Genomic DNA, 26,540 nt, shown 5'->3' on the forward strand with positions numbered 1-26,540 from the left:
CGAAACTGTCGGTGGTGCCGGGTAGCGTCCTCGACGTGGGGCGAAATGCTGAGTTGCCGGGCGGGATGGCCCGGTTCCGGATCCGGCCGGGGGAACCGCCGCCGGACGACACCGGGTGCGGGATGCTGCACGTCGACATGGACGCGTTCTTCGTGTCGGTCGAGCTGCGCACCCGGCCCGAGCTGGCGGACAAGCCGGTCGTGGTGTCCGGCGGAGGGCCACGCGCGGTCGTGGCGGCGGCCAACTACCCGGCGCGGAAGTTCGGCGTGCGCTCGGCGATGCCGTTCTCGACGGCGAAGCGGCTGTGCCCGCACCTGATCAACATCCCGCCGACCGGCGGGCTCTACAGCGAGGTCTCCCGCGGGGTGATGGGGATCTTCCGCGAGCTGACGCCGCTGGTCGAGCCGTTGAGCCTGGACGAGGCGTTCCTGGACGTCAGCGGAGCGTTGCGGCGCTTGGGGGCGACGCCGGCGGCGCTGGGCGCGGAGATCCGTTCCCGGGTGGCGGCGGAGCACGGGATCACGTGCTCGGTCGGGGTGGCGAAGGTCAAGTTCGTCGCGAAGCTGGCGTCGGGGATGGCGAAGCCGGACGGCATGGTGGTGGTGCCGGCGGCGGAGACGCTGGCGTTCCTGCACCCGCTGCCGGTGTCGGCGCTGTGGGGAGTGGGCGCGCGCACGGAGGAGAGCCTGCGCCGGCTGGGGCTGGACACGATCGCGGACGTGGCGGCGTTCCCCCCGGACCGCCTGCGGAAGTCGCTGGGGGCGGCGGTGGGCGAGCACCTGTACCGGCTGGCCCACGGCATCGACGAGCGCGCGGTGGTGGTGGATTCCCCGGAGAAGTCGATCGGCGCGGAGCACACGTTCGACGTGGACCGCCACGACCGCGGAGCGCTGGGGCTGGAGCTGCTACGGCTGTCCGAGCGAGTGGGGGCGACGCTGCGGGAGCGCGGGGTGCGCGGGCGGACGGTCTCGATCAAGGTGCGGTTCGCGGACTTCCACACGATCACGCGGGCCCGGACGCTGGTGTCGGCCACGGACGTGGCGAGGGAGATCCACGCGGTGGCGGTGTCGTTGCTCACGGAGCACGCCCCGACGGGGGCGGTCCGGTTGATCGGGGTACGTGTCGAGGGGCTCGACACGGGGGAGGCGGGGGAGCAGCTGGTGTTCGACTCCCCGGCACCCAGGTGGAGGGACGCGGAGGTGGCGGCGGACGTGGCGAGGTCGAAGTACGGGTCGGCGGCTGTTCGGCCGGCTTCGCTGCTCGGGCCGCGGGAGGGGTGAGGCTCTTCCGGGCCCGGCCAGGCTGGCGGTATGGGTGGGGCTGCCTTCGCGCTCCAGGCGGAGGGTCCGGCAGATCTTTCGCGGCCCAGGCGGGCGGGCGGCGGCTGGCGGCTCGCACGGCAGCCGCCTCGGCGGCGAGCGCGGCGCCCAGCCCGCGCCTCGGGTCGGTTTGGCGAGGCTGGATCCGGTGCCTGGGGTTGGCTTGGCGTGCCTGGATCCGGTGCCTGGGGTTGGCTTGGCGTGCCTGGATCCGGTGCCTGGGGTTGGCTTGGCGTGCCTGGATCCGGTGCCTGGGGTTGGCTTGGCGAGCCTGGATCCGGTGCCTCGCGCCGGCCTGGCGTGCCCGACCCCCGCCCCTCCCTATCCCGCACCGATTCACCCACATTCCCCGCAACTCGCCGCTGCCGACCTCGCTGCGCCGAGCCCGCCGGAGCGCCCCTCCGTTCCCGCGGCAACCGCCGCCACCGCGCCCGCGCCGCGCCGTGCACAGGCAGTGATCTTCACCCTCGGCAGCCGTCCCCCACATCGCCGCTCACCCCGTAAATCGGTCACAACCCGCGACGGTGACCGTCCGCAACCCCGATCCGGAAGGATTTAGCCCAATTCGATCCCTTCTGGATGCGGGATCGGGTAGTCGTCCGGGCGCGGGCCTCGTATCCTGGACAGTGCCACCCCGCCTGGGGTTGGCTGTTGGGTCCAGGACGTTGCGCGGCCCGGCGCCCGCGACAGCTGTGCCGGAGGAGGAAAGATGCCACTCTCCGAGCATGAGCAGCGGCTGCTCGATCAAATCGAGCGCGAGCTCTATGCCGAGGACCCCAAGTTCGCATCCACGGTGCGTGGCACCCGGTTGCGTCGCCCCGCTCGCCGACGGCGTATCCAGGGCATCGCCCTGTTCGTAGTGGGCGTGGCCCTGCTGGTGCTGGGCGTGGTGGTGCCGCAGTTCCGGGTGGCCGACATCCCGCTGATCAGCGTGCTCGGGTTCCTCGTGATGTTCTTCGGGGTCATGTTGGCCGTCACATCGATTCGGCACGGCGCCGACGGGGACGGCAAGGGCGGTGGATCGGGATCTCGCGGGGCCAAGCAGTCGGGCCGCCGGAGCTCGTTCACCCAGCGGATGGAAGAGCGCTTCCGCCAGCGCTTCGAGGAGCAGTAGCGCCGCAAGACCAAAGAGATCCGCGTCCCGGCCGGGACGCGGATCTTCTTGTGTGCTCAAGTCGACAGCCACGCCCGCGGTGACAACGGGTGACCCCCGGCCGGGTGACCCAGTCGCGGCGCCGACGACGTGAATGACTCATTCCTGTCGTCAGGCGACAGGAATGAGTCATTCACTACAACGATCGGCCGATGTCAGTCGCGGCCGCGGAACAGGGACTTCGGGAACAGCCGGCCCTTCCACGACAGCGGCGCGTTCCGGTGCAGGCTTCGCCGCAGGTGGTCGAACGCCGACGGCAGCGTCGGGTCTCCCTGGCCGTCCTCGCCGTACCAGGACTTCTCGACCACGCCGATCACCGTGCGGAGACCGTCGCGGCCTTCGTCGTCCAGGTGGTGCTTCGCCGCCAGCTTCTGGCCCGCCACGCGGACCGTGTCGCTCGGCGGGATCGGCAACCCGCGGTCGGCGCACTCGGCCCGCAGCTCGGACCACGCCGCGTCGGCCGCACCCGGGCGCTGCGAGACGATCTCCTGCAGCCGGCGGCGCCGTCCGACGTCGCGCGCGGCCGACGGGCCCAGCAGACCCGCCAGCAGCAGCACCACGATGAGGCTGAACCACCAGGCCACCAGCCAGGTCAGCACGCCCAGCACCGCCACCCACAACGCGGCCGCGATCAGCGGCAGCCAGTTCTTGAGCACCGCACCCAACCCGGACGCCGCGGGCTCGCGGTCCGGCCGTCGGCGACGCCCGCCGACGACCACCAGGACCGTCGCCACCAGCGCGAGCGCGACCAGCACGCCCACGAGCACCCACACCGCGGCCGGCGTGCCCTCGTCGGTGTCCTGCGGGCCCTGCGCCTGCTGGTTCTGCTCGGTGTCGCGGGGCGCGCCGGTCGGCGCCGCGCTCGACTGGACCGTGCTCGGCGCCACCTGCGTGTCGTCGGGCTGGTTGCCGTCCTGGGTGCCGGCCTGCAGGTACGACGGGGTGATGCCGCGGCCGTCGGACAGCGGCGTCGGGTCGAACGTCACCCAGCCCTTGTCGCCGAAGTACGCCTCGACCCACGCGTGCGCGTCCTGCGTGGTGATCGACAGGTAGTCGTTGACCTGCACGCCCGGCGTGAACCCGATCGCCACCCGCGACGGGATGCCCGCCACCCGCAGCATCACGGCCATCGCCGACGCGAACTGCTCGCAGAAGCCGCGTTTGCCGTTGAGGATGAAGTCGGCGAGCGCGTCGGAGTCGTTCGCCGGCGCGGTTTTCGTGTCGTAGACGAACCCGTTCTGCGCCGTGAAGTAGCGCCAGATCGCCGACGCGCGGTCGAAGTCGTTGGACTCGTTCGCGATCAGCTGCTGGGTCTTCGCGCGGACGCGGTCGTCGACGCGGTCGAGCTGCGTGTAGCGCGGCGGCAGGTCGTCGACGCGCGGGGTCACGCGCAGCTCCTGGGCCGTGGGCTCCTTCAGCGACGCGTATTCGGTGTAGGCGGGCGGGACCTCGCTGCGCGTGGTGAAGACCGTGCCGCTGACCTGGTCGTAGAGGTAGCCGTTGGCGGCGCCGTCGATCACCCGCGGCGCGCCGTAGACCGGCAGCCAGTTGTCGCGCCAGCTCGCCGGTTCGACGTCGATCCGCCGCGCGGCGCCGCTGCCGTCGTCGCCCGGCGCGGGCGGCAGCTGCGGCCCGACCGGGACGCCCTGCTGCGAACGGCCTTCGTCGTGCAGGCCCCAGCCCTTGTTGGGGTAGTAGGTGTCCAGCGTCATCGCGCGCAGCAGCCGCCGGTCGGTGCCGAGGCCGCGGACCTTGAACAGCTCGCGGTTGGCGCCCTGGTCGAGCATGCCGCGCAGCTCGGTGAACGGCTGGATGCCGAAGCCGCCGGCGCCGGCGCCGGGGCCGTCGCCGCCGTTGCCGAACGGGATCCGCCCGACCGTGCCGACCCACGTGATCGCCCCGCCGAACAGGCCGAGCACGATCGCCGCGGCCACGACCGCGACGGGCGCGGACAGCACGCCCGGCTTGCCGCTGCGCCCGGGTGCTTCCCGGGTCCGCCAGCGGCGGTGCCGGTGGTTGCCGTCGACGGCGAGCAGGCCGGCGAACGCGGCGCCGCCGAGCAGGAACGTCCACCACGGCAGCATTTCTTCGGAGAGGGCGGCCGGTACGGCGTAGACGCAGAGCAGGACGAGCCCGGTGGCGGCGGGCGCCGCGGCGGCGACGGTCAGCGTGTCGACCAGGACGGCGACCAGGCCGATCAGGATCGTCACGAGGCACAGGATCGGCTGGCTGCCTTCGACGGGCGGCAGCCCGACGCGGATCTGCTCGGCGGCGGCCGACAGCGTGTTGCCGATCTCGCCGAACGCTTCCGGACCGGGGATGACCTGCAGGATGCCGTGCGTGGTGAAGGCACCGGTGATGAGGAAGAGCAGGACGACGAGCTGCCCGAGGCCGACGAGCACGGTCGGCACCTGCAGCGAGCGCAGCGCGAGCCCGGTGGCGGCGATCAGCAGCACGGCGACGAACAGGTAGCCGAACCAGGCGAGCCCGGAGACGACGCTGGTGACAGAGGTGGCGGCGCAGAGGGTGGCGATCCCGGCGGCGGCGGGCGCGAGCAGGCTGCCGCGCCAGGCGGAGAGGGGGTGCTGCGAAGCGGGACGCCGAGGCGGGGTCGCGGCGGAACCGGACGGCCGCGGCGGGGCGGTGGTGCTCATCGCGAACCGCCGATCGGCGAGAAGGGATTGGCTGGATGGCGCCTGGCGGCCGGCTCGACGGTGCTCATCGCGGACCGCGGCTCGGTGAGCGGGCTGTGGTGGCGAGGCGTGCTCGGCTCTACGACGGTGCTCATCGCGGACCGCCGATCAGCGTGCCGCGGCGGGCGCCGCTGCGGCACAGCTCCGCCCACACCTGGGGCATCGGCGAGCCCGGTCCCGCGATCACCACGCCCCAGCCGGCCGCGCGCAGCAGCGCCGCCGAGTCCTCGGTCGCCGCCGCGCGCTGCTCCGGGGCGCTCACCCCCGCCGACCACGTCGGCGTGTCCAGCAGGACCGCGAGACTCCGGATCCCCCGTGGGCGGTACTGGGCCAGCTCGTGCACCGCTTCCGTGCTGACCGTGCCGAGCACGGCGATCAGCTCCTGCCCTTCGCCCGGGTCGCCGGCCAGCGTGATGTCGCGCTGGTGCGCCGGCTGCAGCGCCGCCAGCGCGTCGAGCACCACGTTGTCGTAGTGGTCGCCGCCCTCGCCCGGGGTGTCCGCCAGCGTCACGCCGTGCTCGCTGACCAGCCGGACGCGGTGCCCGGACCGGCGCAGGTGCACCGCGGCCGACGCCGCGAACGACACCGCCCACTCCAAGCTCGCCGCGGGACCGCTGCCGTGGTGCGCGGCCGCGCGGTGGTCGAGCAGCACCGTCGTGCCGCCGCGCCACGGCCGTTCCTCGACGCGGACCATGATCTCGTCGCGGCGGGCCGTCGAGCGCCAGTGCACCTTGCGCAGGTCGTCGCCCTGGCGGTACTGGCGGACGATCACGTCGGCCTCGCCCTGCCCGGCGTGCAGCCGGACCGTGCCGTCGTCGCCGACGCCGATGCCCGCGCCGCTCGGCAGGCCCCACAGCGGGACCACCCGGGGCACGACGACCAGCCGTGAGTGCCCGATCAGCTCGCGCTCGAACTCGCACAGCCCGAACGGGTCGGTGATGGTCGCGCGCAGCGGCCCGACCTGCTGGATCCCGCGCAGCACCGGCTGCAGCGGGTAGCGCAGCGCGACCTTCCGGTCGTGGGGGAGGCGTTCGACGACGAACCGCGGCCGCGAGCCCAGCGCGTACGGCACGCCGTCTTCCAGCAGGATCTCGCCGGCCGGCAGCCGCCCGCTGCGCCACAGTTCCAGCTGCACTTCGCCGTTGCCGCCGACCGCGACCCGCTGGGGGTGCAGCGCGCGGGTGGCGCCGATGCGCAGCCGCGTCGCCGAGATGAACACGGCGACCAGCAGCGGCAGCGCCACCACGAAGACGGCGACCCGCAGCAGGTCGCGTTCGTTGAGCACGAACGAGCACACCGCGGCCGCCAGCCCCGCGGCCAGCAGGCAGCGGCCGCGGGTGGTCAGGCCGGACAGGGCACGCAGCACGTCGTTGTTCTCCCCTTCGCCGGTGCGTCTACTGGGACCGGGAGCCCTGCGGCACCGGCACGCGGTGCAGCACCGCCCGCACGACGTCGGTCGCCGACCGGCGCGCCGCGTGGGCCTCGGTGGTCAGCACCAGGCGGTGCGCGAGCACCGGCACCGCGACCGTGTGCAGGTCGTCCGGCACGACGTAGTCGCGCCCGGACAGCGCCGCCTGCGCCCGCGCCGCGCGGACGAAGTGCAGCGTCGCGCGCGGGGACGCGCCGAGCCGGATCTCCGGGACCTGGCGGGTGGCCGCGACGACGTCGACGGCGTAGCGGCGGACCTCCGGCGCGATGTGCACGCCGCGGACGGTCTCGATCAGCCGGTGCACGGTCGCGCCGTCGGAAACCGGCTGCAGGTCGTCCATCGGGTTGTGGCCGGCGTGCTCGTCGACCATGGCCAGTTCGGCCTGCTGGTCGGGGTAGCCGATGGAGACCCGCGCGGTGAACCGGTCGCGCTGGGCCTCGGGCAGGGCGTAGGTGCCTTCCATCTCGATCGGGTTCTGGGTGGCGATCACCATGAACGGCTCTTCGAGGTGGTAGGTCGCGGTGTCGACGGTGACCTGGTGCTCTTCCATGCACTCGAGCAGCGCCGACTGCGTCTTCGGCGAGGCGCGGTTGATTTCGTCGCCCACCACGATGTTCGCGAACACCGGGCCGGGCCGGAACTCGAACTCGCCGCTCTGCCGGTTGTAGATGGAGACGCCGGTGACGTCGCTGGGCAGCAGGTCCGGGGTGAACTGGATGCGGCTGACCGTGCAGTCGATCGACCGGGCGAGGGCCTTCGCCAGCGACGTCTTGCCGACGCCGGGCACGTCCTCGACCAGGAGGTGGCCTTCGGCGAGCAGCGTGACCAGCGCGATCCGGATGACGTCGGGCTTGCCGACCAGGACCCGCTCGACGTTGGCGGCGATCCGCCGCGCGGTCTCGTGCAGTTCGTCCAGCGACACTCTGGCGGGGCGGCCGGGGGCCCGGCCGTTGCCCGTGGACTCCGCCGGATAAGGCGGCCGCCCGGATGCCTGCTCGCCCGATCCGGGCGCCGCAGACTGGATTCTCGACGTCACTCGACCTCCTGGTGGCGCATGGCCGCGCGCACTGTGCGCACCGCCGGGCCGAACGGCCCCCATCGCTGCTGTCCGCGCGCAGCGACCAGCCTTCCATCCAGTGTGTCAAACCCGGGCGAACCTGGGGGCGGAACCCCGCGAAGCCCCGGCGATCACGCCCGGCACGACGGTCGATGACACTGCGCAAGCAGGGACGATACCCCGAACGGGTGTGTTGTCACCCGATTCTGGGCGCTCCCGCTGACACCCCGCGCTGTTCTATGCTCCGATACGAGTTCGCCCGGCTACGGAGAGGCGTGATCGCTCATGAGCGAGGTCCGGACGCAGCCGCCGTTCGACCTGCGCGGCTTCGCGGTCGCGCCCGAGCTGGCCACGGACGCCTACACGAAGCTCGGCCAGCTGCAGGACGTCGTCGGCGAGATGGTCCGGGAGGCCAAGGTGCTCGGCCGGACGGTGCCGCTCGGCGGCGGGTACGCGGGGGAGATCGGCAAGTTCATGGCCGAGTACGGCATCGGCGGGCGGGGTTCGGCCGTCCAGCAGCTGACGGCGTTCGGCAAGGAGCTCGACACGCTGAAGCACCGGATCGGCGAGGCGCTCGCGAAGTACCAGCACGCCGACGAGCAGGCGGCGGACGGGGTGGACTGCACGGGTGGCTGACCGGGTGCACGAGAAGAAGGCCGGGCCGCGCCGGTGGTGGGCGCTCGCTCTGCTGCTCCCGCTCGCCGCGTGCGGGCAGCAGCCCGCCCAGCCTGCCACCGCCGGGCACACGTCGGCTTCCGCTTCCGCCGCCGCCGAACCCCCGCCCGTGGCCTGGACCGGTCTCGCCGCGATGGATCCCTGCGCGTTGCTCTCCCCGCAGGACCGTTCGGCCGCGGGGATCGGCGTCATCGGCAAGCCGAAGGAGATCGCCGGCGCCCGCGCGTGCGACTGGAGCGTGCCCGGCACGTTCGGCGTCACCGTGACCCTCAGCGACACCGACGGCCTGGCCGACCTCGAGGTCGCGAAGAAGACGGCCACGAAGACCAAGGTCGGCGTCCACCCGGCGCTGCAGGTGGCGGACAAGAAGGCCGCCGACGGCACCTGCGCCGTGCTGCTCGGGGTGGGGGACGCGGCCAGCGTCCAGATCGACGTCAGCAACACCGGCTTCTCGGACACCCCGCTCGCGTGCCGCCGCGCGGGCACGGTGGCCGGGCTGGTCGAACCGAAGCTGCCCTGAGGAAGGTGCGCCGTGCCCGAACCCCCCGTTCCGACCGCGCGGTACGAGTCCTACAGCCACGAGGCCATGGCCGCCGAGGTCGAGCGGGACAACGACCCGGTCGCCGCGGGCGAGGCGGGCGCGCGCTGGGACGGGCTGGCGAAGCGGCTGCACGAGTCGACCGCCGACCTCGCCGCGCTGGTCGCGTCTTCGGAGGAGAACTGGCGTGGCCAGGCGGGCGACGCGGCGCGGGCGGCGCTGGGCCGGGCCGCGCGGTGGCTGTCGCATTCGGCCGCGGTCTCGGCGTCGGTCGGCAGCGCGGTCGGCGCCCAGGCGGACGCGGCCGCGCGCGCCCGCGCCGACATGCCGCCGCCGGTGGTCTACGACCCGGCGTCGATGATCCGGGACGCGGCGTCGTCCGGGAACGTGCTGGTCCTGGCCGGGCTGGCCGACGAGATGGCGGCCCGCCGAGCGGAGGCGGAAGCGGCGCGCCAGAAGGCGATCGACGTCCTGCGAACGCGCGACGCGGCGTTGCGCGGCCACGTGCCGGCCGCGGACTTCGAGGATCCACCGACGCTGGGGCCGGCTTGATCCGCGTCTCGGCGTCGGCGTTCGACATCCTCTGGACGGACCTCGGCCACGACCGCCCGCCGGAGCCGCTGACGGTGCGCAGCGTCGGCGGCACGGAGGAGGAGCGCGCCGAGGTGCGGAAGGCGGTGTACGAGAACCTGGCCGGCCGCGGGTTGTACGACGGATCCCGCCTCGAGCCGGCGCTGGCGGCGCGGTTGGAGGTCCTCGCGGGCGGCGAGGTGTACGTGGCGTGCGAAGCACTGGCGGACATGACGTCGGACTTGCCGTTCCGCGCGGTGACGGCGGTTTGTGGCCGACGCGGGGTGCTGGCGACCCAGCCGGAGCAGACGATCGCGCTGGATTCGATCGGCGCGGGCGAGTTGTGTTCGGCGATCGTGGACGTGTTGCCGGAGTTGACGGCCGGGCCGGGATACGGGATCAACCTGTCGGCTTCGGCGTTGACGGACCCCGGCGCGGCTTCGGGGGCGGCTGCGGCGCAGTTGCAGGAGGTGCTGGCGATCCAGGCGCGGCCGGTTTACGCGGCGGGGCAGTTCAGCGTGAGCCGGCGGGCGGCGTCGGGGCGGGTCGAGCGGGTGGGCGGGTTGACTTGGTTCGACACCGACGTGGGTGCTTACTGCGCGACGAAGACCGCGGGGCGGGGTGGGCAGGAGTGGGTCACCGTGAGCCCGGTCGACAGCGCCCGGTTGGCCGCGCGCATCGCCGCGGTGGTGGCGCCCGACGACTGACCCGCCCGCTGCCGCAGGTGGTCTTGAATGACTCATTCAGGACCACCGGAGACCTGAATGAGTCATTCAAGACGCCAACCGGACCGAGGGACGGGGGCGGATCGACGAGGCGCGGTATGCATCGACCAGTTCGGCGACGACCGCGGCCGGCTCAGCGCGGAGCCGGCTGGGCACCGTCTGCACCACCGCGACGCCGGCCGCGGCGTAGCGGTTGTTGCGCGCCAGTGTCGCGGCGTAACCGGGTTGTCCGAAGTGGAACTCGTAGGAGTCGATCTCCCAGGCGAGGGCGACTTCGTCCCACCACGCGTCCGGAGTGGCGACGTACCGGCCCCGTTCGTCGCGCAGCTCGAGATTCCAGACCGGCTGCGGGAGCCCCGAGCGGCGGACCAAAGCCATGGCATCAGCCTCGGCGGCCGACCGGGCGCCCGCGGCGATCTCCCGCAGCGCCGCACGAGACAGGGCACTGCCGCGGGAACTCCCGTTCTCCAGCTCGGTCGACAGGTCCACCGGGGCGACCTTCAGCTGCTGGACCGCTTCGGCGAGCAGGGCCCGGACATCGCCCGGCACGGTCAACCGCCGGCATGCGTCGAGTACCGACCGGACCGCCGGGGCGCAGGGCAAGCCGTCCACGGGAACCGCGACGGGCATCCGGGTCGTCCGTTCGACGAGAACGTATCCACTGCTCATGACCTTGAGGTGGGCGGGCAGCAGAAGATGGATCGGGTCACCGGGTTTCGCGGGACGACGGAGCCCTTGGTGCCGGCACGACTCCAAACCCGTGATCACGGCCTCCTCCCCGCCGTAGAGGAGAGCTCCTTCGAGCAGTTGCCGGCGAGTCGGCTCGCCGCTGCGCAGCAGGACCACGCCGGGCAGGAGCCGTTGCCACGGCCGGCCGGGTAGGCAGCGTCGGTAGCTGGTGCGCTGCGGTACGCCGAGCGACTCCAGGTGCGCCACGGTGATGACACCCAGCCTGCTGGCGGCGAAAAGAGCCTCGGCGTCACGCGCCCACGTCCGTCTGACCACGCCTCGATCGTCGCGGCGGGAACTGCCGAACGGAAGGCCCCTCCGTGATCTGTGGACTACTGACGGTTATATCGGGTGACTGTGGACAACTCGCGGACCATGTCCCATGCCTTGAATGAGTCATTCAGGACCTCTGAAGACCTGAATGACTCATTCAAGACACTTGGGGGCGGCCGACGGTCCCCACCGAGCCCCACCCGTGTCCCCACTGGCCCCCACCCCGGGGCCCCCACCGGTCCCCACCGGAGCCCCCAGGGTTCTTTCGCGGCCGTTATGCGGACGCACGGCATACAGCTGAGGTTGCTCCGGCCCCCGGCAAGGGGGATCTTGGCCACCGTCCCCCACAGCACCCCCCACCTGCCCCCACCCTGCTGACCTGCGCAAACAGAACACACGACGGAGTGAGCCGCCGGTTTCACGCGTTGACTGTGGTGAAAAGTGGGGTACGGTGGTGGCCAGTGGGGCGGAAGGGAAGCCCCGGAGCCGCAGACGGAGGTTCGCCACCGGGTGCGGTAGGGAGGTGGAGGCCGTGTTTCTCGGCACCCACACCCCGAAGCTGGACGACAAAGGGCGGCTCGCGCTGCCCGCGAAGTTCCGTGACGCCTTGGCGGGTGGGCTGATGCTTACCAAGGGGCAGGACCACTGCCTCTTCGTCTTCCCCCGCGCCGAGTTCGAGCAGATGGCGCGCAAGGTCGCCGAGGCCCCGTTCACCAACGAGGCGGTTCGGGCCTACCAGCGCTACCTGTTCGCGGGCACGGACGAGCAACGGCCGGACGGCCAGGGGCGCATCAGCATCGCGCCCGAGCTCCGCCGCTACGCGGGGCTCAGCAAGGAGTGCGTGGTGATCGGGGCGATCACCAGGCTGGAGATCTGGGACGCCCAAGCGTGGCAGGGCTACCTGGAGGAACACGAAGACAGCTACGCGAAGGCTCGAGAGGAAGTACTGCCGGGCGTCTTCTAGACGTGCGGTCGCGGTGCACCGTCGTCGTCGGGGGACGAGGGGTTCGCCGCCCGCGCCACGGGGGAAGCCCACCCGGATGCCGTGAGGCCTCTGTCCGCTCAACAGCCCTGGTGCACCTTCCCCGGTACCAGGTCGGCAGCGGGCGGACAGGGACCTGACGGCATCCGCCATATTTCCCCCGGGCCAGGCGAGAAAGGGGGAGGGAACATGACGGCACCCGAGCACGTCCCGGTGCTGCTCGACCGTATCGTCGAGCTGTTCACTCCCGTGTTCGCCGAGCGCGACGGCGTCCTCGTGGACGCGACCGTCGGCCTCGGCGGCCATTCCGACGCCCTCCTCGACGCCTTCCCGCGGCTGCACCTCGTCGCCCTCGACCGCGATCCCGCCGCTCTCGAAAAGTCACAAGAGCGCCTCGCCCGGCACGGCGACCGCGTCGACTTCGTGCACACCGTCTACGACGGACTCCCGGAAGCCCTCGACGGGCTGGGCATCGCCAAGGCCGACGGCATCCTGTTCGACCTCGGCGTCTCGTCGATGCAGCTGGACCGCGCCGAGCGCGGTTTCGCCTACTCGAAGGACTCGCCGCTGGACATGCGGATGGACCCGACCACCGGGTTCACCGCCGCCGACGTGCTCAACACCTACGCGCCCGGCGAGCTGATCCGGATCCTGCGCGACTACGGCGAGGAACGCTTCGCGCAGCGGATCGTCAAGAGCGTCGTCAAAGCCCGCGAACAGGAACCGTTCACGACCAGCGGGCGCCTGGTCGAGCTGCTCTACGACGCCGTCCCGGCCGCCACCCGCCGCACCGGCGGGCACCCGGCCAAGCGCACCTTCCAGGCGCTGCGGATCGAGGTCAACGGCGAGCTGGAGGTGCTTCGCCGCGCCATGCCGGCCGCGCTGGGGGCCCTGAAAACGGGCGGGCGGATCGTCGTCGAGTCCTACCAGTCCCTGGAAGACCGGCTGGTCAAGCAGGCGCTGGCCGAGCTCGCGAAGTCCCGCACCCCGGAGGGACTCCCGGTCGAGCTGCCGGGACACGGACCGGAGCTGAAGCTCCTGACCCGGGGCGCCGAGAAGGCCGGCGAAGAGGAGATCGAACGGAACCCGCGCGCCGCCTCGGTGCGGCTGCGGGCCGCAGAGAGGATCGGAGAGCCGCGATGACCGCTCCCGCGAAGTCCCGCCGCCCGGCCGCGCCGGCGACGCGGGGCCGCAGCGAGGCCGCCCGCACCTCGACCACCGTCGAGCCGGACCCGCAGACCACCCAGCCGGGCAAGGCCGCGCCGCGCCGCGCGTCGCGGGGCCGCACGTCCGCGGCCGAGCGCGCCTACGCGCGCCGCGCCCAGCGGGCCGACCTGCTCAAGGAGCGCGAGCCGCGGCCGCGGCCGAAGGCCGAGCCGGCGGAGCCGAAGCCCCGCTTCAAGCTGCGGCTGCCGAAGTCGCGCGCCTCGTTCGTGCTGATGATGATGGCGCTGCTGGCCGCCGGCGTGGCGACCACGCTGTGGCTGACCACGCAGGCGATCGCCGACTCGTACCGGCTCGAGCAGCTGCGCACCACGAACGCGAACCTGGCCGAGACGAAGGAACAGCTGCAGCGCGACGTCGCGAAGGCCGAGTCGCCCGCGTCGCTGGCCCCCGCGGCCCAGCAGCTGGGCATGGTGCCGGGCGGCGACCCGGCGCGCATCGTCGTCGGCCCGGACGGGAAGACGTCGCTCGTCGGCGAGCCCAAGAAGGCCAAGGCGGACACGCCGGCGGCACCGGTCGCGCCGCCCGCCGCGCCCGCGGCGGGCACGCAGTCGCAGCAGGGCGCGCCGATCGAGGGCGACCAGCCCGCCGTGCCCGCCGACGCGCAGCCGCCGGCGCAGCCGGGAGCCGGCCAGTGATGGCTTCCGGCCGGGGACAGGCCCGCGCCCGCACCAGGGGCAGCGCCCGGCGGACCTACGCCGCCGGGACGCGCAGCGCGGCCGCCCGGCGGGGCAACGGCGGCCACCGCGGCCGGTTCTCCGCCGTGCGCCTGATCCTGGTCGCGATCCTGCTCGTCGCGGGCGTGAAACTGGTGCAGGTGCAGTGGTTCGACGCCGCGGCGCTGTCGGCCGCGGCCGAGCGGCAGCGCACCCAGACCATCGACATCCCGGCCCAGCGCGGGTCCATTGTGGACCGCAGCGGCGCCAAGCTGGCGTTCAGCGTCGAGGTGCGCTCGCTTTCGGTGAACCTCAAGGCGTTCCACAAGAGCATGGACGACTTCGCCGCGAAGAACCCCGGCACGAAGAAGACGTTCGACAGCGAGACCGCGGCGGCCGCGAAGTACATCGCGGCCAAGGTGCCGAACCAGCTCACCGAGCAGCAGCTGCTCGACCTGTTCCACAAGCCGGCGTCGTTCACCTACCTGGAACACAACGTCGAGCCGTCGGTCGCCGCCGGCATCGTCAAGAACTACCCGTGGATCGGGGTGGAGAAGCGCGCGCTGCGCGAATACCCGGGCGGCAGCCTGGCGTCCAACATCGTCGGCGCCGCGAACTGGCGCTCCGACGACCCCGACGTGTCCAAGCACAACCTGCACGGCCTGGTCGGGCTGGAACTCGTGCGCGACAACGACCTCGCGGGCACGCCGGGCCGGATGCTGGTCAACACGAAGAACGGCAGCGACAACGTCGTCATCCCGGGCACCGAGCGCGACCTGCAGGCCGCCGTGCCGGGGTCGGACCTCGAGCTGACCATCGACTCCGACCTGCAGTACGAGGTGCAGCGGCAGCTGTCGGACTACGTCCAGCAGTCGCACGCCAAGGGCGGGCAGGCGGTCGTCCTCGACGCCAAGACCGGCGAGGTCTACGCGCTGGCCAACGACACGACGTTCGACCCCAACGACCAGAGCACGTGGACCCCCGACGACCTCAACAACCCGGCGGTCACCACGCCGTTCGAACCGGGGTCGGTCAACAAGGTCGTCACCGCCACCGGGGCGATCGACTACGGCATCGCGACGCCGGAGTCGACGATCCAGGTGCCCGGCGCGCTGCAGGTGGCCGACAAGACCGTGCACGACGCCTGGACCCACGGCACGCAGACGTTCACCACCGCCGGGATCTTCGCCAAGTCGTCCAACATCGGGACGCTGCTGCTGGCGCAGAAGATCGGCGAGGAGCGCTACGCCGACCTGCTCAAGAAGTTCGGTCTGGGCCAGCGCACCGGCGTCGGCCTGCCCGGCGAGAGCGCGGGGGTCGTGCCGGCGCGCAGCCAGTGGTCGGCGACGACGTTCGGCAACCTGCCGATCGGGCAGGGCCTGTCGATGACCGTGCTGCAGATGGCCGGGATGTACCAGGCGATCGCGAACGACGGCCTGCGCGTCGAACCCCGGATCGTGAAGGCGAAGGTGAACCCGGACGGGACGACCGTGCCGGAGCCCGCGCCGAAGCAGGTCCAGGTGGTCAGCCCGCAGACGGCGAAGACGGTGCGCGACATGATGCGCGCGGTCGCGCAGAACGGCAAGGGCCTGCAGAAGGGCACCGCGCCGTCGGCCGCGGTCGAGGGCTACCAGATCTCCGGCAAGACGGGCACCGGCCAGCAGGTCGACCCGCGGACGAAGGCCTACAGCGACCACCTCTACAACATCACCTTCGCCGGCATCCTGCCCGCCGACCACCCGCGGTTCGTGGTCGGAATCCGGCTGGACGCGCCGGACACGACGCTGCCGGTCGGGCACTCCGCCGCGCCGCTGTTCCACACCATCGCGTCGTACCTGACGCAGCGGTACCAGATCCCGCTGTCGGACGGCCCGTCGCCGGAAGTCCCGCTCATCATCCCGTAGGCACGGTCCGTGAAGGCCCCCTCACCTGCGTGAGGGGGCTTTTCGGCGTCCACTGTGCACAGCGGACGCGGAAAGCGTTGCGCTGCAACGGAGTGCGTGACGTCACCTAGCACATGTGCCTCAGCCACGCGCAATCGCCGTACCGCGTGCGGGTGCCCCAACCGGCCGCCGGTAGCCTCTTGGCCGTGTCCGTGTCCTCGTCCAGTTCCCAGGTGCCGGAAAGCCCGGTGAAAGCGGTCCCCGCACCGCCCCGCCCGGCGCGCATCGACCCGGTCCCGCTGGCGACGCTGCTCGCCAGGGCGGACGCGCGGCTGATCGCCGGCTCGCCCGACGCCGCCGACCTCACCGTCACCGGCACCACCCTGCGGGCCCAGCACGTGCTGCCCGGCGACCTCTTCGCCGCCCTGCCCGGCGCCCGCGCGCACGGCGCCGACTTCAGCGACCAGGCGGTCGCGGCCGGGGCCGTCGCGGTGCTCACCGACGCCGAAGGCGCCGAGCGCCCCGCGCTGCGCGACGCCGGCGTCCCGATCCTCGTGCACGCCGACCCGCGCGCCGCCCTCGGCGAGATCGCCGCCTGGATCTACGGCGAGCCCTCCCTGCGGCTGGCCGTCCTCGGCGTCACCGGCACGTCCGGCAAGACCACGACGTCGTACCTGGTCGACGCCGGCCTGCAGGCCGCGGGCCTGACCACCGGCCTGATCGGCACGGTCGAGACCCGGATCGCCGGCGAACGGCTGGTCAGCGGCTTCACCACCCCCGAAGCGCCGGACCTGCAGGCGCTGCTCGCGGTGATGCTCGAACGCGGCGTCACGCACGTGCCGATGGAGGTCTCCAGCCACGCGCTCGCGCTCGGCCGGGTCAACGGCACCCGGTTCGCGGTCGGCGCGTTCACCAACCTCTCCCAGGACCACCTGGACTTCCACAAGGACATGCAGGAGTACTTCGCCGCGAAGTCGCTGCTGTTCGACGGCCGCTCGACCACCGAGGTCGTCGTGGTCGACAGCGCCTGGGGCCAGGCCCTGCTCACGCCGCGGACGATCACCGTCAGCACGGACCCGGGCACCGACGCCGCGTGGAAGGCCACCGACATCGAGGCCACCCCGCACGGCGAGCAGACGTTCACGCTGCACGGCCCCGACGGCGTCAGCGCGCCCGCCCGGATCCCGCTGCCCGGCGAGTTCAACGTCGCCAACGCCGTGCTCGCCGCCGCCATCCTCGGCAGCGCGGGCATCGCGCTGGAGCACATCGTCACCGGGCTCGCCGAGGTGCAGGTCCCGGGCCGGATGGAGCGGGTCTACGTCGGCCAGGAGTTCACCGCCGTCGTCGACTACGCCCACAAGCCGGCCGCGGTCGCTCAGGGCCTGGACGCGCTGCGGGCCCGCGCCGAGGGCCGGATCATCACCGTCCTGGGCTGCGGCGGGGACCGCGACACCGCCAAGCGCCCGATGATGGGCGAGGCGGCGGCCCGGCGCAGCGAGGTCCTGATCGTCACCGACGACAACCCGCGCTCCGAAGACCCCGCGGCGATCCGCGCCGCGATGCTCGCCGGCGCCCGCGCCGTCGGGCCCGCCGAAGGCGGCGAAGTCATCGAAATCGGCGACCGCCGCGAAGCCATCGAGCACGCCGTCGCGCTGGCCGGGCCGGGCGACATCGTCTTCCTCGCCGGCAAGGGGCACGAGTCCGGCCAGGAGGCCGGCGGTGTCGTGCACCCGTTCTCCGACCGCGACGAGCTGGCCGCGGCCATCCGCAACAAACTCGAGGTGAGTGTGTGATCGTGCTCAGCCTGGCCGAGATCGCCGACGTCGTCGGCGGCCGGCTGCACCGCGCCGACCCGGGCGCGCAGGTGACCGGCACCGTGGAGTTCGACACCCGGAAGCTCACGCCCGGCGGCCTGTTCGTCGCCCTGCCGGGGGAGAAGGTCGACGGCCACGACTTCGCCGCGCAGGCGGTCGAGGCCGGCGCGGTGGCCGTGCTGGCCGCCCGCGAGGTCGACGCCCCCGCGATCGTCGTCCCGCCGATCGGCGCGGGCGAGGCCCACGAGCGGTCGGTCGCGCTGACCGGCGACAAGGACGGCTCCGGCGCCGCCGTGCTGGCCGCGCTGGCCAAGCTCGCCCGGTTCGTCGTCCAGCGCCTCGCCGAGGGCACCCTGACGGTCGTGGGCGTCACCGGCTCGTCCGGCAAGACCTCGACGAAGGACCTGATCGCGCAGCTGCTGGAGCCGCTGGGGCCGACGGTCGCGCCGCCCGGGTCGTTCAACAACGAGCTGGGCCACCCGTGGACGGCGTTACGCGCCGACGCCGAGACCCGCCACCTGGTGCTGGAGCTGTCCGCGCGCGGGCCCGGCCACATCGCCCACCTCGCCGAGATCGCCCCGCCGCGGATCGGCGCGGTGCTCAACGTCGGCAGCGCGCACGTCGGCGAGTTCGGCTCCCGCGAGGGCATCGCGAAGACCAAGGGCGAGCTGGTCGAGGCCCTGCCCGAGGACGGCGTCGCGGTGCTCAACCTCGACGACCCGCTGGTCGCGGCCATGGCGAGCCGCACGAAGGCCCGCGTGGTGTTCTTCGGCGAGAGCGCGTCCGCGCAGGTCCGCGCCGAGAACATCACGCTCGACGACCAGGCCCGCGCGTCCTTCCGGCTGGTCACCCCGGCCGGGGCGGCGGACGTGGCGCTGCCGCTGCACGGCGAGCACCACGTGAGCAACGCCCTCGCGGCCGCCGCGATCGCCCTGGAGCTGGGGTCCTCGCCGGACGAGGTCGCCGCGCGGCTGTCGGCCGTGCAGCGGCGCTCGGCGCGGCGGATGGAGGTCGTCACCCGCGAAGACGGCGTCACGATCCTCAACGACTCCTTCAACGCCAACCCCGAGTCGATGCGGGCCGGCCTGAAGGCCCTCGCGGCGATGACGCGGGACTCCGGCCGCCGGTCCTGGGCCGTGCTCGGCGTGATGGGCGAGCTCGGCGCGGACGCGGTGACCGCGCACGACGAGATCGGGCGCCTGGTCGTCCGGCTCAACATCGCCAAGCTCGTCGTGATCGGCCCCGAGGCGGCGGCCATGCACCAGGGCGCGCACCAGGAGGGTTCCTGGGGCGAGGAGTCGGCACTGGTACCCGACGTCGAGGCCGCGATCGCCCTGCTGCATGATCAGCTCCGCCCGGGGGACGTGGTGCTGGTGAAGGCCTCCAAGGCCGCCGGCCTCTGGCGGGTCGCCGAGGCCCTCCTCGAACCCCGGGAAACCGACAACTCCGAGAATCGCTCGAACGGTGGTGACGCGTGATCAGCATCCTGATCGCGGCCGCGGCGGGCCTGCTGATCTCCATCCTGCTCACGCCCTACCTGATCCGGGTGTTCTCCCGGCAGGGCTTCGGCCAGGAGATCCGCGAGGAAGGCCCGCAGGGACACAAGTCCAAGCGCGGTACCCCGACCATGGGCGGGGTCGCGATCATCGTCGCGATGGTCGTCGGGTACTTCGCCGCGCACTTGATCAACTGGATGTTCAACTCCCGCAGCGGCGCGCCGACGGCCTCCGGGCTGCTGGTCCTGATGCTCGCGGTGGGCCTGGGGATCGTCGGGTTCCTCGACGACTTCATCAAGATCCGCAAGCAGCGCAACCTGGGGCTGAACAAGACCGCGAAGCTGGTCGGCCAGCTGGTCGTCACGGTCGCGTTCGCGGTGCTGGCGCTGAACTTCGCGGACTCGCGCGGCATCACGCCGGCGTCGGAGAGCCTCTCCTACGTCCGCGACCTGGCGCTGATCACGTTCCCCGCGGTGTTCTTCGTGATCTTCTGCTACATCGTGATCTCCGGCTGGTCGAACGCGGTGAACTTCACCGACGGCCTCGACGGCCTGGCCGGCGGCTCGGCGGCGATGGTGCTGGCGACCTACGTCGTCATCGCGTTCTGGCAGGAGCGCCTCAACTGCGCCAACGGCCCGGCGCCCGCCTGCTACGACGTCCGCGACCCGCTCGACCTGGCCGTGGTCGCCGCGGCGGCCACCGGCGCCTGCGTCGGGTTCCTCTGGTGGAACGCGGCCCCGGCGAAGATCTTCATGGGCGACACCGGCTCGCTGGCCCTCGGCGGCCTGGTCGCCGGCCTGTCCATGACCACCCGCACCGAGCTGCTCGCCATCGTCATCGGCGGCCTGTTCATGGTCGAGATGATCTCGGTGGTCGCGCAGATCGCGGTCTTCCGGACGACCCGGCGAAGGCTCTTCCGGATGGCCCCGTTCCACCACCACTTCGAGCTCGCCGGGTGGGCGGAAACCACGGTCATCATCCGGTTCTGGCTGCTCTCGGCGATCTGCTGCATGTTCGGCCTGGGCCTGTTCTACAGCGAGCAGCTCGGCTTCGGCGGCTGACGTGGAGATCTCCGGTCGTCACGTGCTCGTCGCCGGTGCGGGGGTCACCGGCAAGTCGATCGTGCCCGTGCTGGTCGACCTCGGCGCGCGCGTCACGGTCACCGACGGCAACGCCGAACGCCTGGCCGAGCTGGAGGGCCTGGGCGCCGAGCTGGTGCCGGGCCTGACCGAGCCGCCGTCCGACGTCGTCCTCGTCGTCACCAGCCCCGGCTGGCGGCCGACGTCGCCGCTGCTGGTGGCCGCAGCCGAGGCCGGCGTCGAGGTGATCGGCGACGTCGAGCTGGCCTGGCGGGTCGGGCAGCTGCGCGAGCACCCGCCGGCGTGGCTGGTGGTCACCGGCACGAACGGCAAGACGACCACCGCCGGCATGCTGGAGTCGATCCTCAAGGCGGCCGGCAGCAACGCCGTGGCCTGCGGGAACATCGGCTACGCGGCGCTCGACGCGGTCCGGGCGGGCTACGACGTGCTGGCCGTCGAGCTGTCGAGCTTCCAGCTGCACTGGTCCTCGACCCTCGCCCCGGACGCGGCCGTGGTGCTCAACCTGGCCGAGGACCACATCGACTGGCACGGCTCGATGGACTCCTACGCCGCCGCGAAGGGGCGCGTCTACACCCGCGCCAAGGTCGCGGTGCACAACGCCGACGACGAGTGGTCGACCCGGATCGCCGAGGCGCACGCGCCGGAGAGCGCCCGCCGCATCGGTTTCCGGCTGGACACCCCGCGGGCCGGTGAGCTGGGGATCGTCGAGGACCTGCTGGTCGACCGCGCTTTCGTCGCCGACCCGGCGACCAGCGCCGAGGAGCTGGCCACGCTGTCGGACGTCCGCCCGGCCGGCCCGCACAACGTCTCGAACGCGTTGGCCGCGGCCGCGCTGGCCCGCGCCCACGGCGTCTCGCCGGAGGCCGTGCTGAAGGGCCTGCGCGAGTACCAGCCCGCGCCGCACCGGGCCGTCGAGGTGGCCGAGGTCGGCGGCGTCCGGTACGTCAACGACTCGAAGGCGACCAACCCGCACGCGGCCGCCGGGTCGCTGCGGGCCCACGAGTCGATCGTGTGGATCGCCGGGGGCCAGCTCAAGGGCGCGTCGGTCGACGAACTCGTGAGCAGCATCGCAGGCCGTCTGCGCGGGGTTGTGCTACTCGGCGTCGATTCACCCGTGATCGCCGCCGCGGTCGCGCGACACGCGCCGGATGTCCCGGTGAACAGCCTCCGTCCGGGTGACCATGAACCCATGACTGCGGCGGTGAGTGCGGCCAGCGCGATGGCCCGGCCAGGTGACGTGGTGCTGCTGGCACCCGCCGCGGCGTCGTTGGACATGTTCCGCAACTACGGCGAGCGCGGCGACGCGTTCGCCGCGGCGGTGCACGTCCTCCGCGACGACGCAGCGGGGGAGCCGAGTGACGGTCACTGAGCCCAAGCCCAAGACACCGCCGAAGCGGCCGCGCCGCGAGCGCAAGGAAAGCGGCTTCGTCGCGTTCCGGACCGCGCTGACCGCGTGGCTCTCGCGCCCGCTGGCGTCGTTCCACCTCGTGCTCGCCCTCACCGGCGTGCTCACCGTCATCGGCGCCGTCATGGTGCTCTCGGCGTCGTCGGTCGCGTCCTACAACCCGAAGACCGGCAGCGGGGTGTACTCGCTGTTCGTCAAGCACCTGGTGTTCGTCGCCATCGGCTCGGTCGTGTTCTGGCTGGGCCTGCGGGTCAAGCTGGAGCGGATCCGCGCGATGTCGGCCACCGCGACGGTGATCTGCCTCGGCCTGCTGGTCCTGGTGCTGACGCCGCTGGGCTCGACGGTCAACGGCTCGCAGGGCTGGTTCAAGCTCGGTGACTTCACCTTCCAGCCGGTCGAGGCCGCGAAGGTCGCGCTGGCCTTCTGGGGCGCGCACATCCTGGTGATCAAGTACAACGTGATCCACCAGTGGCGGCACCTGCTGGTGCCGGTCGTGCCGATCGCGCTGCTGATGTTCGCCCTGGTCATGCTGCAGCCCGACCTCGGCGGCACGGTCACCCTCGCCGTCGTCCTGCTCGCCCTGCTGTGGTTCGCCGGCGCCCCGAAACGGCTGTTCGGCGTGATCCTCGCGGGCGGCCTGGCCGGGGTGCTCGTGCTCGCCCTCATCGCGCCCTACCGGCTCGCCCGGGTCATGTCGTTCCTCTCGCCGGACGCCGACACGACCGCCGAGGGTTTCCAGGCCAACCAGGCCAAGCTGGCGCTGGCCGACGGCGGCTTCTTCGGCAAGGGCCTCGGGCAGGGCGCGTCCAACTGGGGCTACCTGCCGAACGTGCAGAACGACTTCATCTTCGCCCTGATCGGCGAGGAGCTCGGGCTGATCGGCTGCGTCGTCGTGCTCGCCCTCTTCGCCGGGGTCGCGATCGTGGGCCTGCGGATCGCCACCCGCAACATCGACCCGTGGATCCGGATCGTCTCCGGCACGCTGACGGTGTTCCTGGTGGCCCAGGCCGGCATCAACATCGGCTACGTCGTCGGCCTGCTGCCGGTCACCGGCGTCACGCTGCCGCTGATCTCCTACGGCGGGACGTCGCTGGTGATCACCATGCTCATCATGGGGGTGCTCGCGAACGCCGCCCGGCACGAACCGGAGGCGGTGGCCGCACTGCGCACACAGGGGCCGGGTAAATTCGGACGCCTGCTGCGGCTGCCCGCGCCCGACCCGTACCGCCCGCCCGCCACGCGCAAGGGGGCGGGGCGCAGCGGGGCGAAGGCGGCCAGGCCCGCGCCCCGTGCGGCGCGGCCCGCCCCGGCGCAGGAACGACGCAGGTCGGTCCGCGAACCGGTGCGCCGCAGCGCGGCACGGACGAGCACGGCCACGTCTCGCGGCGGGGCCGCGCGGACAACAGCGAGCCGTGGTACCCGGAGTACCGCGAACCGGAGAGGTCATTGGTGAGTAAGCCCGTCAAGGGAACCGAGCGATCCGCCGAGGGCAGAGGGCCCGTGGTGGTGGTCGCCGGAGGTGGCACCGCAGGACACATCGAACCCGCCCTCGCCCTGGCCGACGCCGTCAAGCGGCTGCGCCCGGACGCGACGGTCGTGGCGCTGGGCACCGAGCGCGGTCTGGAGAACAAGCTCGTCCCGGCCCGCGGCTACGAGCTGGAGCTGATCCCGCCGGTGCCGCTGCCGCGCAAGCCGACGCCGGAACTGCTGCGGCTGCCCCTGAAGGTCCGCGACTCGGTCCGTCGCACTCGTGAGGTGCTGGAGCGGGTCGGCGCGGACGTCGTCGTCGGCTTCGGCGGCTACGTCGCCCTGCCCGCCTACCTGGCCGCGCGCGGACGCGTCCCGATCGTCGTGCACGAGGCCAACCAGTCGCCGGGGCTGGCGAACAAGGTGGGCGCGCGGTTCGCGCGCCGCGTCGCGGTGGCCGTCCCGGGGACGCCGCTGCCGAAGGCCGAGGTCGTCGGGATCCCGTTGCGGCGCTCGATCACGTCGCTCGACCGCGCCGCGTTGCGTGCCGAGGCCCGCGAGCACTTCGGGCTGGACGCGGACGCGCCGACGCTGCTGGTGTTCGGCGGCTCGCAGGGCGCCCAGTCGATCAACGCCGCGGTGTCCGGCGCGGCCAAGGACCTGGCCGACGCCGGCGTCGGCGTGCTGCACGCGCACGGCCCGAAGAACACGCTGGTCGTGCAGGAGTTCCCGGGGCGGCCGGCGTACGTGCCGGTGCCGTACCTGGAGCGGATGGACCTGGCCTACGCGGCGGCCGACGTCGCGATCTGCCGCTCGGGCGCGATGACGGTCGCCGAGGTGACCTCGGTCGGGCTGCCCGCGGTGTTCGTCCCGCTGCCGATCGGCAACGGCGAGCAGGCCACCAACGCGCGGCCCGCGGTCGACGCCGGGGCGGCGCTGATGGTCGCCGACCCCGACCTGAGCCCGGCCAAGGTCGCCGAGCTGGTCGTCCCGCTGGTCACCGACGCCGACCGCGTCGCGAAGATGGGCGCGGCGGCGGTCGGCATGGGTCACCGCGAAGCCGACGAGACCCTCGCCCGCATCGTTTTGGAGGCCGCCGGTGCTTGAACTGCCTGAAGAGCTGCGCCGGGCGCACCTGATCGGGATCGGCGGCGCCGGCATGTCCGGCATCGCGCGGATCCTGCTGGCGCGCGGGGCTTTCGTGTCGGGCTCGGACGCCAAGGAGTCGCGCGCGCTGCTGTCGCTGCGGGCCCAGGGCGCCGAGCTGTTCGTCGGCCAGCAGGCCTCGAACATCTCGTCGCTGGCCGAGCCGCCGTCCGCGGTGGTCGTTTCGACGGCGATCAAGGAGACCAACCCGGAGCTGGTCGCGGCGCGGGAAGCGGGGATCCCGGTGCTGCACCGGGCGCAGGCGCTGGCCGGGCTGATGGCGGGCCACCGCGTCGCCTGCATCGCGGGCACGCACGGCAAGACGTCGACGACGTCGATGCTGACCGTGGCGCTGCAGCACTGCCGGCTCGACCCGTCGTTCGCCATCGGCGGCGACCTCAACGAGTCCGGCGCCAACGCCCACCACGGCGAGGGCGGCATCTTCGTCGCCGAGGCCGACGAGAGCGACGGCTCGTTCCTGACGTATTCGCCGTCGGTCGCGGTCGTGACGAACGTCGAGCCGGACCACCTGGACCACCACGGCACCGCCGAGGCTTACACGAAGGTGTTCACCGAGTTCGTCGGCCGGATCGTGCCGGGCGGGCTGCTGATCGTCTGCGCTGACGATCCCGCTGCGGACGAGCTGGGGTCGCAGGCCGAGGAGCAGGGCGTGCGCGTGCGCCGGTACGGCCGCACGGCGACGGACGCCCGGGTCCTCGATTACACCCCGGCGCCCGACGGCGGCGTCGTGCGGCTGCTGCTGGACGGCTCGGAGCTGTCGGTGCGGGTCGCGGTGCCGGGCGAGCACATGGCGTTGAACGCCGTCGCGGCGCTGCTCGCCGGGCTGGAGCTGGGTGCGCCCGCTGCCGAGCTGGCGGACGGGCTCGCGGCGTTCGGCGGCGTCCGTCGTCGCTTCGAGTTCAAGGGGCGGGCGGGTGACGTCCGCGTCTACGACGACTACGCCCACCACCCGACCGAGGTGGCCGCGCAGCTGCGCGCGGTGCGGACCGCGGCCGGGTCCGGCCGGGTCGTCGTCGTGTTCCAGCCGCACCTGTACTCGCGCACGAAGATGTTCTCGGCGGAGTTCGCCACGGCGTTGTCGTTGGCGGACGAGGTCGTCGTGCTGGACGTCTACGGCGCGCGGGAAGAGCCCGAGCCGGGCGTCACGGGCGCGCTGATCGCGGACCAGGTGACGGCGCCGGTGCACTACGAGCCGGCGTTCGACGTGGCCGCGCCGCTGGTGGCGAGCCTCGCTCACGCGGGCGACCTCGTCGTCACCATGGGCGCGGGGGACGTGACGCAGCTGGGGCCGGAGATCCTCGCCGAGCTGGACAAGCGCTGAGCCGATGAGTCCGACCAGGGAACGCCGCCGTCCGTCCTCCGACGAGGAGGAGACACCGGATCGCGCCACCCTGGCCCGCCAACGGAGAGGGCGGCGCTCCGAGGAGGAGCGCCGCCGCACCCGGGTCGCGCGCTCGGCCCCGCGCAACCGGCCCAACCGGCGGGTCGAGATCCGCCGCCGGTGGGTGGCGCTGCTGTCGGTGCTGACCGTGATCGCCTTGGTGTACTTGCTGTTCTTCAGCTCGATGCTGGGGGCGCAGGAGGTCTCGGTCAGCGGCTCCCGGACTGTTTCCGCCGACGCGATCCGCGGGGTGGCGGCGGTCCCGCTGGACAAGCCGATGCTGCGGCTGAGCACGGACGAGATCCGCGACCGCGTGGCGGCGATGCCGGGGATCGCGACGGTCGAGGTGTCGCGGTCCTGGCCGAACACGGTCGAGATCACGGTGACCGAGCGAACGGCGATCGCGTTCTTCGACAGCGGCCCCGGAGGCGACGGAGTCCACCTGGTCGACGGCGGCGGCGTGGTGTTCAAGACGGTGCCCGCGCGGCCGTCGGGGTTGCCGGAGCTGAAGCTGCCGAAGGTGTCGGCGGACGACCCGGTGACCCGCGCGGTGACGGCGGTGCTCGGGGTGATCCCGGAACAGCTGCTGAAGCAGGTGACGACGGCGACGGCGAAGACGCCGGCGAGCGTGGAGTTCACGTTGTCGAGCGGGAAGATCGTCCGCTGGGGGACGGCGGAGCAGACGGACCGGAAGGCCAAGGTCCTGGCGGCGCTGCTGACCCAGGAGGGCAAGGTCTACGACGTCGCGGCGCCCGAGCTGCCGACCATCACTTCCTGAAGTTGTGCTTTTGGGGTGCACCCGGG

General features: G+C 72.7%; 22 protein-coding genes. 18 read left to right on the top strand and 4 right to left on the bottom strand.

Annotation, left to right across the window (positions count from 1 at the left end; translation table 11 throughout):
* Positions 1–65: 65 nt before the first annotated feature.
* Complete coding sequence (dinB, locus tag ACERZO_RS23890; protein WP_372667221.1) at positions 66–1,280, top strand: DNA polymerase IV; 1,215 nt, start codon at positions 66–68, stop codon at positions 1,278–1,280.
* Positions 1,281–2,028: 748 nt separating this feature from the next.
* Positions 2,029–2,433, top strand: a complete 405-nt coding sequence (locus tag ACERZO_RS23895; protein ID WP_372666942.1) for a DUF3040 domain-containing protein — start codon at positions 2,029–2,031, stop codon at positions 2,431–2,433.
* A gap of 194 nt (positions 2,434–2,627) precedes the next feature.
* Here ACERZO_RS23895 and ACERZO_RS23900 read toward each other — a convergent pair whose 3' ends face one another.
* The 3 genes from ACERZO_RS23900 to ACERZO_RS23910 all read right to left on the bottom strand — a co-directional run bounded on the left by ACERZO_RS23900 (position 2,628) and on the right by ACERZO_RS23910 (position 7,630).
* Positions 2,628–5,126 carry a transglutaminase family protein gene (locus ACERZO_RS23900; protein ID WP_372666943.1) on the bottom strand — a complete coding sequence of 833 codons (2,499 nt, stop codon included), beginning with the start codon at positions 5,124–5,126 and terminating at the stop codon, positions 2,628–2,630.
* 130 nt (positions 5,127–5,256) lie between these two features.
* A complete protein-coding gene (locus ACERZO_RS23905) occupies positions 5,257–6,531 on the bottom strand; it encodes a DUF58 domain-containing protein (RefSeq protein ID WP_372666944.1) in 1,275 nt (424 codons plus the stop codon).
* A 28-nt stretch (positions 6,532–6,559) separates the two neighbouring features.
* Entirely contained in the window at positions 6,560–7,630 is a 1,071-nt protein-coding gene (locus tag ACERZO_RS23910) for an AAA family ATPase (protein ID WP_372666945.1), read from the bottom strand.
* Positions 7,631–7,936: 306 nt separating this feature from the next.
* Here ACERZO_RS23910 and ACERZO_RS23915 point away from each other — a divergent pair, with 306 nt between their 5' ends.
* From ACERZO_RS23915 to ACERZO_RS23930, 4 genes are read left to right on the top strand one after another with little or no spacing between them, the layout of a single operon-like run.
* A complete protein-coding gene (locus ACERZO_RS23915) occupies positions 7,937–8,287 on the top strand; it encodes a hypothetical protein (protein ID WP_372666946.1) in 351 nt (116 codons plus the stop codon).
* Positions 8,280–8,846, top strand: a complete 567-nt coding sequence (locus ACERZO_RS23920) for a DUF3558 domain-containing protein (RefSeq protein ID WP_372666947.1) — start codon at positions 8,280–8,282, stop codon at positions 8,844–8,846. Before ACERZO_RS23915 ends, ACERZO_RS23920 begins: the two co-directional genes overlap by 8 nt.
* 12 nt (positions 8,847–8,858) lie before the next feature.
* Complete coding sequence (locus tag ACERZO_RS23925) at positions 8,859–9,416, top strand: PPE domain-containing protein (RefSeq protein WP_372666948.1); 558 nt, start codon at positions 8,859–8,861, stop codon at positions 9,414–9,416.
* A complete protein-coding gene (locus ACERZO_RS23930; protein WP_372666949.1) occupies positions 9,413–10,141 on the top strand; it encodes an ESX secretion-associated protein EspG in 729 nt (242 codons plus the stop codon). The genes ACERZO_RS23925 and ACERZO_RS23930 overlap by 4 nt, the downstream gene beginning before the upstream one ends.
* 66 nt (positions 10,142–10,207) lie before the next feature.
* On the opposite strand, the gene ACERZO_RS23935 is transcribed toward ACERZO_RS23930, so the two are convergent.
* Entirely contained in the window at positions 10,208–11,164 is a 957-nt protein-coding gene (locus ACERZO_RS23935; protein WP_372666950.1) for a hypothetical protein, read from the bottom strand.
* Between the two features lie 529 nt (positions 11,165–11,693).
* Here ACERZO_RS23935 and mraZ point away from each other — a divergent pair.
* From mraZ to ACERZO_RS23995, 12 genes are all read left to right on the top strand, one after another.
* Positions 11,694–12,125 (top strand): division/cell wall cluster transcriptional repressor MraZ, encoded by a 432-nt coding sequence (gene mraZ / locus ACERZO_RS23940; protein WP_086670270.1) that lies wholly within the window; start codon positions 11,694–11,696, stop codon positions 12,123–12,125.
* Positions 12,126–12,332: 207 nt separating this feature from the next.
* The gene (rsmH, locus tag ACERZO_RS23945; protein ID WP_372666951.1) at positions 12,333–13,286 is read left to right on the top strand and encodes a 16S rRNA (cytosine(1402)-N(4))-methyltransferase RsmH; all 954 of its coding nucleotides are present in this window, start codon (positions 12,333–12,335) and stop codon (positions 13,284–13,286) included.
* Positions 13,283–14,005 (top strand): hypothetical protein, encoded by a 723-nt coding sequence (locus ACERZO_RS23950; RefSeq protein WP_372666952.1) that lies wholly within the window; start codon positions 13,283–13,285, stop codon positions 14,003–14,005. Before rsmH ends, ACERZO_RS23950 begins: the two co-directional genes overlap by 4 nt.
* Positions 14,005–15,927, top strand: a complete 1,923-nt coding sequence (locus tag ACERZO_RS23955) for a peptidoglycan D,D-transpeptidase FtsI family protein (protein ID WP_372666953.1) — start codon at positions 14,005–14,007, stop codon at positions 15,925–15,927. The genes ACERZO_RS23950 and ACERZO_RS23955 overlap by 1 nt, the downstream gene beginning before the upstream one ends.
* Before the next feature lie 227 nt (positions 15,928–16,154).
* A complete protein-coding gene (locus tag ACERZO_RS23960; protein WP_372667222.1) occupies positions 16,155–17,699 on the top strand; it encodes a UDP-N-acetylmuramoyl-L-alanyl-D-glutamate--2,6-diaminopimelate ligase in 1,545 nt (514 codons plus the stop codon).
* On the top strand, positions 17,696–19,198 hold the full coding sequence (locus ACERZO_RS23965) for a UDP-N-acetylmuramoyl-tripeptide--D-alanyl-D-alanine ligase (protein ID WP_372666954.1): 1,503 nt from the start codon (positions 17,696–17,698) through the stop codon (positions 19,196–19,198). Before ACERZO_RS23960 ends, ACERZO_RS23965 begins: the two co-directional genes overlap by 4 nt.
* The gene (mraY, locus tag ACERZO_RS23970) at positions 19,195–20,277 is read left to right on the top strand and encodes a phospho-N-acetylmuramoyl-pentapeptide-transferase (protein ID WP_372666955.1); all 1,083 of its coding nucleotides are present in this window, start codon (positions 19,195–19,197) and stop codon (positions 20,275–20,277) included. Before ACERZO_RS23965 ends, mraY begins: the two co-directional genes overlap by 4 nt.
* A 1-nt stretch (position 20,278) precedes the next feature.
* Positions 20,279–21,685: a UDP-N-acetylmuramoyl-L-alanine--D-glutamate ligase gene (gene murD / locus ACERZO_RS23975; RefSeq protein ID WP_372666956.1), complete on the top strand. Its 1,407-nt coding sequence runs from the start codon at positions 20,279–20,281 to the stop codon at positions 21,683–21,685.
* Complete coding sequence (ftsW, locus tag ACERZO_RS23980) at positions 21,672–23,174, top strand: putative lipid II flippase FtsW (protein WP_372666957.1); 1,503 nt, start codon at positions 21,672–21,674, stop codon at positions 23,172–23,174. Before murD ends, ftsW begins: the two co-directional genes overlap by 14 nt.
* The gene (murG, locus tag ACERZO_RS23985) at positions 23,171–24,295 is read left to right on the top strand and encodes an undecaprenyldiphospho-muramoylpentapeptide beta-N-acetylglucosaminyltransferase (RefSeq protein WP_372666958.1); all 1,125 of its coding nucleotides are present in this window, start codon (positions 23,171–23,173) and stop codon (positions 24,293–24,295) included. The genes ftsW and murG overlap by 4 nt, the downstream gene beginning before the upstream one ends.
* Positions 24,288–25,676 (top strand): UDP-N-acetylmuramate--L-alanine ligase, encoded by a 1,389-nt coding sequence (murC, locus tag ACERZO_RS23990; RefSeq protein ID WP_372666959.1) that lies wholly within the window; start codon positions 24,288–24,290, stop codon positions 25,674–25,676. The genes murG and murC overlap by 8 nt, the downstream gene beginning before the upstream one ends.
* Positions 25,677–25,680: 4 nt before the next feature.
* Positions 25,681–26,514 carry a cell division protein FtsQ/DivIB gene (locus tag ACERZO_RS23995; RefSeq protein WP_372666960.1) on the top strand — a complete coding sequence of 278 codons (834 nt, stop codon included), beginning with the start codon at positions 25,681–25,683 and terminating at the stop codon, positions 26,512–26,514.
* Positions 26,515–26,540 lie beyond the last annotated feature (26 nt).

This window comes from Amycolatopsis kentuckyensis (assembly GCF_041679295.1).
Taxonomy (GTDB): domain Bacteria; phylum Actinomycetota; class Actinomycetes; order Mycobacteriales; family Pseudonocardiaceae; genus Amycolatopsis; species Amycolatopsis kentuckyensis_A.